The organism is Kitasatospora sp. NPDC036755 (assembly GCF_040636595.1).
GTDB lineage: Bacteria > Actinomycetota > Actinomycetes > Streptomycetales > Streptomycetaceae > Kitasatospora.
This window is the reverse complement of sequence record NZ_JBEZUT010000351.1, coordinates 1-8,852: the sequence shown is the minus strand read 5'-3', so window position 1 is coordinate 8,852 and position 8,852 is coordinate 1. Positions and strand designations below refer to the sequence as shown.

Genomic DNA, 8,852 nt, shown 5'->3' with positions numbered 1-8,852 from the left:
GGAGTCTGCCGGGCCGGCGCGGGATCGGCGGCGGGCACCGGGGCGTCGGCCGCGGCCGGAGCGGAGCCGGGGGCCGGAGCCGCCGACGCCGCCGAGGGCTCGGTCTGCACGTACCAGGACGGGGGAGTGTAGTCAGGCGCGTCCGACCAGTCGTCGTCGTCCTCTGCCGCGTTGTCGCCGACGTAGACGCCGTCCCGATCGCTGCTCACTTCTGGCTCCCTCGTGTTCGCCGCCGCTTGTTCAGCGGTGCCGTTGCCGCATCAAAGACTAGGCCGTACGGCAACCCCCGTTGAAGGCGGCTTCGTTTCCCCGCCGGGCCGACCGGCGCGGCGAGCGGCTGCTCAGTCCATCCGGCGCGGCCCGCCCAGCACCTGCTGTTCGGCCTGTCCGGCCACGGCCCGTACGTACTGACGCCGCATCCGGGTCGCCCACAGGGTGAGGTCGTCGCCGAGGGTGGGCAGCGCGGCGACGTCCTCCGGCGGCAGCGACAGCACCCGGCCGGTCAGTTCCGCCTCCTGGGGCGAGATCCGCTGCACGCCGACCAGGTCGGCCGCGTTCAGCACCCGGGAGGCGTTCGGGCCCAGGTAGGGCAGCAGGGTCAGGGTGGTCTGCCAGGGCGCGGCGGAGAGCCGGCTGCGCGGCGGGCGGGCGCCGAGGTCGCGGACCACCAGCACCGGCGAGGCCACCGAGGCGCCCTGCGGTCCGAGTCGGCCGACCTGGTGGATCGTCACGCACGGCTGGCCGCCGCCGGCGGCCTGGGCCATCGGGCCCCACAGCTGTCCGCGGGCGGTCTCCACCGCGACCCGGGCGCCGATCGCGGCCGCCCGCAGCGCGATGACCTGCGCCGTCCACATCCCGCCGACGAGCACCAGGTCGTACGAGGTCGGGCGGAACAGGCCGAGGACCGCGGGCAGCCCCTGCGGGTCGACGCCGATCACCACGCCGTCGTCGCCGACGGGGAAGGCCAGCGCCGCGAGGTCGGCCGGTTCCAGGACGTGCTTCTCCCGGCGCGGGCCGCGCAGCCCGAAGCCGGGCAGGACCCGCGGCCGGGTCCGGCGCTGCTCGGCGCCGGGCTGGGGGCCCGCCGTGGGGTAGGTCTGGTACGCCATCAGGAAGCCCCTCCGAGCGGCAGGGTGGCGAGCATGCCGGGGGCCTGCTCCAGGTCGAGCCGGACCAGGCCGAGCCCGGTGCTCTGGGCCCGGGACTCCACCTGGCGGCCGATGTCGCCGACCTCGCTCTCGTTGCGGCCGGTCACCCGCAGGTGCCCGCTGACCGTCACCGAGCCGCCGGTGCCGTGCCCGGCGGTCAGGCTGAAGGTGCTGGCGAGGGCGGGCGAGCCGGTGATCAGGTTGACCAGGTCCGGCGCGGCGATCCGGCCGGGGGCGCCGTCCGGGCGGCTCAGCTGCGGCCAGCGGGAGACCCAGTACGTGGTGTGCCAGCGGTCGTCGATCCGCCAGAACCGGTTGCCCTCCTGGGTGCGGCGGGTGGTGCCGCCGCCGCTGCCGGTGCCCTGGCGGCCGGCCACCGCGATCGGGTTGGCGCAGGTGGAGATGGCCAGGGCGGCGATCAGCTCGCGCTCGTCCAGCACGGTCGCGTTGAAGCCGGCGCTGTTGAGCCGGCCGGCCAGCTGGTCGGTGACCCGCTGCAGCGCCTTGCGGGCGCCCTCCTCGCCGCCGCCGCGGGCCCGGACGGCGGTCGCCGCGCGCTCCGGGTCGAGCTTGAGCGCGATCCAGGTCAGCCGCAGTCCGGGGGTGGCGGTGCCGTCCGGCAGCTCCCGGTAGGCGCGGGCGGCCAGCGACTGCTCGGGCAGGTGCTGGGCGGGGGCGGGCTGGGTGTGCTGGACCAGCTGCACCGACTCCAGGGTGATGTCGTCCACCGTGAGCGCCGAGCAGATCACGTCCAGCGGCAGCGGCAGCGCGGTGCGCACCGGCCGCAGCGGCTGGTCCTTGGCCTGGACGAGCAGGACCGAGGTGAGGAAGGTCCCGTCGCCGACCATGCCGGTCTCCCGGCGGACGGGGCGGCCGCCGAACTCGGCCTCGGTGGCGTGGGTGCAGGTGCGCAGCCCCGGTTCGAGCTCCAGCGCGGGGGCCAGGGCCGGGTCGGTGCCGGCCGGCGGCAGCAGCGTCCTGGCCTGCCTGCGGCGGGACTTGAGGGCGGCGCGGACCCGCAGCAGATCCGGGAGGGTGCGGCCGCGCACCGGGACGAGCGCGAGCACCAGCAGCACCAGGGCGACGGCGCCGAAGCCGGCCGCGGCGGTGCGGCTGATCGTCCAGCCGACCGCGACCAGGGCCGCCGCGACCTCGACCAGGACGAGCTGCTGGAGCTTCAACCGCCCGCCGAGCAGCCCCGGTCGGGGGTTGATCCGGACCTGGACGGCACCACCGCGCCCGGTGCCGGCCGGCTGCGGCCGGGCGGCCTCCGTACCGGTCGCCGGTGCGTCGTGCCGCGCCCGGCCGGCCCGGCGCGTCCTCCCGCCGCCCGCACTGCGGCGGCGTCCTGGAGCGGTCTGGCTTGGCATCCCCCGGTGGCCCTCTCTGCATCCGTTCCCGCGGCCCGGCTGGCTGTGTCGCGGACCGTACCCGTACGGTACTCACCGTCTGCTGCCGCATCGTAGAGGGTTCGCGCCGGTTCGTGCCCGGCGGGTGATCACGGGGCAGGGCGGTCTGACAACGCCCGACGACGTCTGACTAGGGGGACGACGAGGTATGGCATCGCGCCGGGACGAGCTGAACGCGTACACCTTCGCCCGCAAGCGCACGGTGGGCGCCTTCCTGCTGCCCGCCGGCGGCGGCAGCGACGAGGACGCGCCGCGTCCGGTGAAGGCGGTGCTGCCGAGCGTGCTGGCCGGGGCGGTGGTCGTGGCCGGCTTCGGGCTCTGGGGCGTCTTCAAGCCGAGCGCGCCGGTGAAGTGGGACGACGGCAAGAACATCATCCAGGGCAAGCAGTCGACCACCCGGTACGTGGTGCTCACCGACCAGGACAACAAGACCAAGCGGCTGCACCAGGTGCTCAACATGTCCTCGGCGCGGCTGGTGCTGCCCGCGGGCGCCAAGGTCGTGGTGGTGGACGACGGGGTGCTCGACCGGTACCCCAACCACGGGCCGACGATCGGCATCCCGTACGCGCCGGACAAGCTGCCGACCACGGACAACGCGAGCAAGCCGATGAAGTGGGCGGTGTGCGACCGCCCGGGCTCGGACGACAAGCAGGAGACCGTCAACCAGGCGGTGTTCGTGGCGGCCGGGGCGGACGCGGCGGCGCTGGCGGCCAAGGACCGGATGCTCGGCCCGGACCAGCTGATGCTGGTGCAGCAGGCCGACGAGCAGCAGATCTCGGCCGCGCCGGCGCCGGGCCAGCCGGCCGCCGCGGGCGCGGCGGTGTACCTCGTCGACGCGCAGGGCCGCAAGCACCAGATCGGCTCCCCGCAGTCGGACGACAAGGAGCGCAAGGCGCTGATCACCGCGGTGTTCGGGCCCAACGCGGTGCCGCAGCGGGTCAAGCGGGACTGGCTGGACACCCTGGTGAACGCGACCCCGGTCACCTTCCCGCAGGTCGACGGGGTCGCGGACAGCCAGGGCGCCAACTCCAAGGTGGAGCTGAGCAACCAGGCCGACCGGCGGGTCGGCCGGCTGGTGCACTACCAGGACCGCCACTACGTGGTCGGGAAGGACCAGCTCTACCTGGTCACCCCGTTCCAGGCGGAGCTGATCCGGCAGAACCCGGCGTACCAGATGCTCTACAAGTACGACCAGGACAAGAAGCCGCGCAGCGACGAGATGATCCCGGCGGACAACGCCCAGTGGGGCGGCGACGTCCCGCTGAAGGGCACCGCGGCGGACTGGCCGCTGAGGACCGGTGCGCCGGTGAACAACTGGCAGGACCGCCAGGACGCCCGGATGGTGGTGTGCAGCACCTACGACGGCGTCGCCGCGGACGGTGTCACGGCCAAGCGCAGCGTCTGGGCCTGGACGTCCTACCCCGCTCCCTACGACAACGGTGCCGGGGCCGCGTACGTGACCCCCGGTCACGGGCTGTTCTACCGCTCGTTGGACAACTCGGCGGCCGGCTCCGGGACCGACTTCCTGATCACCGAGACCGGGTTGCGCTACTCGGTGCCGTCCAACGGCGACGGCGGCCGGCGCCCCACCGCCACGCCGCAGCCCGGCCAGAGCGCGCCCGCGAAGCCGGCGACCGCGCAGCCCGCCGCGACGCCCGTCCCCGGGGAGCCGTCCCAGGAGCCGGGCCGGCCGCAGGACGAACCGGGCGGCAACCAGGCCCGGTTGGGCTACCAGGGGGTCCAGCCGCTGCCGGTCCCGAAGGAGTGGTCGAACCTGGTGCCGGCCGGTCCGCCGTTGACGGCGAAGAGCGCCGTCCAGCCCCAGAACGCCTGACCGGAAGGCCGCAGAAGGCCTGGCCGGGAGCCCCGGAACGCCTGATCGGGAGCCCCGGAACGCCTGACCGGCCAAGCGCGGCAACCGAATTGGCCTCAGTGTCATGGTCTGGTAACTACCGGGTGATCGGTGTTGGGCGAGCTGCGTGTGCCGACTACAGTGCTGCTGGGCATCACACCGGTGTGATGCGGCGGTCGGCCCCTAGGGCCCTCCGTACACGCAAATGTTGTCTCATGGGGGACGGTGGAGCATGGCTCAGGGTCAGTTCACGATGACCGCACAGGAGATGCTGGCGTTCGCCAAGCAGATCGAAGAGGCCATCGGCAAGATCGAGGCTGAGCGGACCAAGCTGATCAGCACGGTCTCCGGCATCACCAGCGGCTGGCAGGGCCAGGCCGCGTCGGCCTACGCGAGCCTGCAGAACAAGGTGAACGAGGACATCGCGAAGCTCAAGGAGTCGCTGAACGCGATCAAGCACGCGATCGAGCTGACCACCAAGCACTACGCGAGCACCGAAGAGGAGCAGAAGGCGATGTTCTCCTCGGCCCAGGGCTGATCCGCGCACCCGCGCCGATCCCCGGACCCGAGCCGACCGCCGTCCAGCCCCGATCCACCGCTCCGCGGAGCGCCCGTCACCGACCGTGTGGCGCTCCGCCCCTCGCCCAGGGAGACAACGTGTCCGACCACATTCTCGTCAACTTCCAGACCGTCCACACGGCGTCCGAGGAGGTCAAGGCCTCGGCGGCGCGCATCGACCACCTGCTGAACGACCTCAAGGGCAACGTCACGCGCATCGCCTCCAGCTGGCAGGGCGCCGCCCAGCAGGGCTACCAGGCCCACCAGGCCCAGTGGGACGCCCGCGCCGCCGACCTCCAGCAGGTCTGCACGCAGATCGCCGGTTCGCTGGACAAGGCCGCGCAGAGCTACAAGTCGACCGAGGACGCCAACGCCAAGCTCTGGGGCTGACGTTCGGGTTCCTCAGGGAACGACAGGGGGCGGGTACCCGGATTCCGGGGCCCGCCCCCGACGCGCGACACGGGTGGACGACATGAGGGGTGGCAGGGTGTCCCGACACGGGTACCGGAAGGCGGCCGCGGCGCTCGCCGCGCTCACGGTGCTGGGCGGGCCGCTCGCCGCCCCGGCGTACGCCGAGAGCGGCCCCGGTCTGGCCGCGGCCGGTGACTGCCCCAAGCCCGCGCCCGACGTGAAGACCGTGCCGTGGTCGCTGCAGCGCCTGCTGCTCAACGAGCTGTGGCAGGACGGGAGGACCACCGGCGCGGGCGTGACGGTCGCGGTCATCGACACCGGTGTGGACAAGCACAACCCGCAGTTGACCGACAAGGTCGACGCCGGCTCCAACCTGCTGGTCGACCGGGAGACCAAGAAGCCGATCGAGGGCGACTCGGTGACCGACCCGGTCGGCCACGGCACCAAGGTGGCGGGCATCATCGCCGCCCGGGTCAGCCCGGCCACCGGCTTCGTCGGGCTGGCCCCCGACGCCCGGATCCTGTCGATCCGGCAGAACGACAGCGACGGCAACGGCGACGTCTCCACCCTCGTCCAGGCGATCAGGGAAGCGGTCGACAAGGGCGCCAGGGTCATCAACATCTCCCAGGACGTGCGCGGCGCGGGCGACGCCCGCTTCGGCGGCTACCAGGAGCTGAAGGCCGCCATCGACTACGCCGAGGCGCGCGACGCCGTGGTGGTCGCCTCCACCGGGAACGACGGCAAGGAGGGCGACACCTACCCGGGCGCCTTCCCGACCGTGCTGGCCGTCGGCGCCTCCGACCGCAACAACGAACGGGCACCGTTCTCCCAGTACGGCGGCTTCGTGAAGGTCGCCGCGCCCGGTGTCGACATGCTGTCCACCGTGCCCGGGAGCGGCCAGTGCGTGGACAACGGCACCAGCTTCGCCGCCCCGTACGTCTCCGGGCTCGCCGCGCTGCTGAGGGGCGCCCACCCGACCTGGAAGGCGGCCCAGGTGCGGGCCTGGATCGAGCAGACCGCGCAGCGCACCCAGCGGGACCCGGACACGTTCATCGGCTGGGGCGTGGTGGACCCGGTGAGGGCCGTCACCAAGGCCCCGGCCGACGCGCCCTTCGCGCCCACCCCGGACGCCCCGGTCCAGCTCGCCGCCGCGCCGATCGTGCCGCGCCCGGTGGGCCTCGGCGAGACCCAGGCCGACCGTGACGGCCGCACCGCGACGTACGTCCTCGGCATCGGGGCGCTGCTGGTCGCGCTGCTGGTCGGCGGCGGCGTGGTGCTGCGCGACCACCGGCGCAAGTCGGCCGGCTGACCCGCCCGGGGCCGCCGCCCGGCCCCGCCGCCCGGGACCGCTCGGACCGGGCGCCCGGGGAATCCGCCGGACCCCTGTAACACCGCCGCCCGTCCGCCGCATCGATGAGGTGTCGGGCAGGGCGGACCGCGGGGGGCAGGGCGCATGGGGTGGATCGGGGCGGGCCGGGAGGCCAAGGACGCGGAGTTCCTGGAACTCGTCTCCGGCCGGACCGGGCACCTGTACCGCTCGGCCTGCCTGCTGACCAGCGGCGACACCCACTACGCCGAGGACCTCGTGCAGGAGGCCCTCAGCCGGATGTACGTGCTGTGGCGGCGCAGCGCCTTCACCGGCCGCGGCCGGATCGACAACCCGGCGGCCTACACCCACACGGTCATGGTGCGCACCTTCCTCGCGCAGCAGCGCCGTCGTTCCAGCAGCGAGCGCCCCAGCGACGCGCTGCCGGAGCCGGCCGGGCAGGAGACCGACCGCACCCTGCGGCTGACCCTCCTCGACGCGCTCGGCCGGATGCCTCCCAAGGACCGGGCGGTCCTGGTGCTGCGCTACTGGGAGGACCGCAGCATCGAGCAGACCGCCGAGGTCATGCGGGTCTCCTCCGGGGCCGTCCGCACCCGTACCACCCGGGCCCTGGCCCGGCTGCGCACCCTGCTCGGCGACTCGTTGGCCGAGCTGGCCGGCCGCTGAGGCGGATGCCGCCGAGGCCGGAGCCGATGCGACCGAGGCCGGTGCCGTCGGCCGCAGGGGAACTTCTCTCGCAACCCGCGACGCAAGGAGACGGTGAACACCCATGTCCGAACCGGACAAGTTCGAGGACGATCTTCTCTATGCCCTCACCCGTACGGGTGAAGGCTTCCGCGCCGACCAGGCCGACCTGGTCGCGGGCGGCTACCGGCGGGGCCGCGGCCGCTGGCGCCGCCGCTCGACCGCCGCCGTGGTGGGCGGCGCGGCCGCGCTGGCCCTGGTGGGCACCGGTGCGGTGTACCTGGGCGCGGCGGGCCCGAAGGGCGCGGGCACGGTGAGCGCGGCCTCCGCCCCGGCGTCCGGTGCCGGCACCGCCGGCAGTGCCGACGCCGCCGCCTCGGCCACCCCGACCTCGGTGAAGTCCTCCGCCCCGGCGGTGGTCACCGGGGACGAGATGGTCGCCACCCTCCGGGCCCTGCTGCCCAAGGGCCAGGTGTCCGACGCCAAGGGGCACGGGACCGACGAGAACGGGGGCAGCTTCGTCAACGCCAGCCTGGTCCTCGACGACGGCCAGGGCGGATCGCTGCTGGGCCTCAGCGTCCAGAAGCACCGCCCGAAGGACGTCCAGCCGCAGACCTGCCCGTCCAACCTGAAGGCGGCCTCGCTGGACTCCTGCGCCGTCACCACCCTGCCGGACGGGTCGAAGCTCATGCTCACCCAGGGCTACGAATACCCGGACCACCGGGCCACCACCAAGGAGTGGCGCGCCGAGCTGGCCCGTCCGGACGGCGGGCTGATCGGCCTCAGCGAGTGGAACTCGCCCCAGGAGAAGGACGCGCCGGACAGCCGGCCCAACCCGCCGCTCACGCTGGACCAGCTGAAGGCCGTCGTGACGGACAAGTCCTGGGACCGGGTCGTCGCGGCCGTCAAGTTCGACGGCGTCGACGACGAGGCGATCGACCCGGGCCTGTCGCTGCAGGAGCGCGAGTCCGTTCTGACCGGGCTGCTGCCCGCCGGGGTGAGCGTGACCGACCGCAACATCCGGTCGCTGCGGTCGGACTTCGAGCTGGCCGGGGGCGGGCGGACCGGGACCCTGTCGCTGACGGTCAAGAACTGGGCGAAGGACCCCGACGGCCGGCCGTCGGAGGCGTACCGGGACGCGGAGACCCTGCCGGACGGGACGAAGCTCCTGGTGAACCCCGCGATGGCCAAGGCCCCGAAGGGCGTGCTGGTCATGTACGCGATGCGGCCGGACGGTCTGGAGGTCCTGGTCTCGCTGATGCCCAAGGGCGAGTCGCCGCTGACCGACGCGCAGCTGCGGGCGATCGCCACCGGCCCGCAGTGGCAGTCCAGGAAGTAGCGGGCGCTCCGGGAGGTGGCGGAAGACAGCGGTGGCCCCGGGGGGGGGGGGGCCGGGGGCCCGCGGGGGGGGGGGGGGGGGGGGGGTGGGGGGGGGTGGGGGCGGGGGGGGGGGGGCCAACCCC

8 protein-coding genes and 1 pseudogene are annotated in these 8,852 nt (G+C 74.1%); 6 read left to right on the top strand and 3 right to left on the bottom strand.

Annotated features, from left to right (window positions below; all coding sequences use genetic code 11):
* From AB0E96_RS34635 to eccE, 3 genes and pseudogenes are all read right to left on the bottom strand, one after another.
* Window positions 1–209, bottom strand: a pseudogene (locus tag AB0E96_RS34635) (MinD/ParA family protein); the annotation flags it as partial.
* Between the two features lie 132 nt (window positions 210–341).
* The gene (locus AB0E96_RS34630; RefSeq protein WP_359829766.1) at window positions 342–1,109 is read right to left on the bottom strand and encodes a hypothetical protein; all 768 of its coding nucleotides are present in this window, start codon (window positions 1,107–1,109) and stop codon (window positions 342–344) included.
* Entirely contained in the window at window positions 1,109–2,518 is a 1,410-nt protein-coding gene (gene eccE / locus AB0E96_RS34625) for a type VII secretion protein EccE (RefSeq protein ID WP_359829765.1), read from the bottom strand. The genes AB0E96_RS34630 and eccE overlap by 1 nt, the downstream gene beginning before the upstream one ends.
* A gap of 187 nt (window positions 2,519–2,705) precedes the next feature.
* On the opposite strand from eccE, the gene AB0E96_RS34620 reads away from it, so the two are divergent.
* From AB0E96_RS34620 to AB0E96_RS34595, 6 genes are all read left to right on the top strand, one after another.
* Window positions 2,706–4,391, top strand: a complete 1,686-nt coding sequence (locus AB0E96_RS34620) for a type VII secretion protein EccB (protein ID WP_359829764.1) — start codon at window positions 2,706–2,708, stop codon at window positions 4,389–4,391.
* A gap of 250 nt (window positions 4,392–4,641) precedes the next feature.
* Complete coding sequence (locus tag AB0E96_RS34615; RefSeq protein ID WP_359829763.1) at window positions 4,642–4,947, top strand: WXG100 family type VII secretion target; 306 nt, start codon at window positions 4,642–4,644, stop codon at window positions 4,945–4,947.
* A 119-nt stretch (window positions 4,948–5,066) separates the two neighbouring features.
* Window positions 5,067–5,357, top strand: a complete 291-nt coding sequence (locus AB0E96_RS34610; protein WP_359829762.1) for a WXG100 family type VII secretion target — start codon at window positions 5,067–5,069, stop codon at window positions 5,355–5,357.
* Between the two features lie 97 nt (window positions 5,358–5,454).
* On the top strand, window positions 5,455–6,687 hold the full coding sequence (mycP, locus tag AB0E96_RS34605) for a type VII secretion-associated serine protease mycosin (RefSeq protein ID WP_359829761.1): 1,233 nt from the start codon (window positions 5,455–5,457) through the stop codon (window positions 6,685–6,687).
* Between the two features lie 144 nt (window positions 6,688–6,831).
* Window positions 6,832–7,371: a SigE family RNA polymerase sigma factor gene (locus AB0E96_RS34600; protein ID WP_359829760.1), complete on the top strand. Its 540-nt coding sequence runs from the start codon at window positions 6,832–6,834 to the stop codon at window positions 7,369–7,371.
* A gap of 103 nt (window positions 7,372–7,474) precedes the next feature.
* The gene (locus AB0E96_RS34595; protein WP_359829759.1) at window positions 7,475–8,728 is read left to right on the top strand and encodes a hypothetical protein; all 1,254 of its coding nucleotides are present in this window, start codon (window positions 7,475–7,477) and stop codon (window positions 8,726–8,728) included.
* Window positions 8,729–8,852 lie beyond the last annotated feature (124 nt).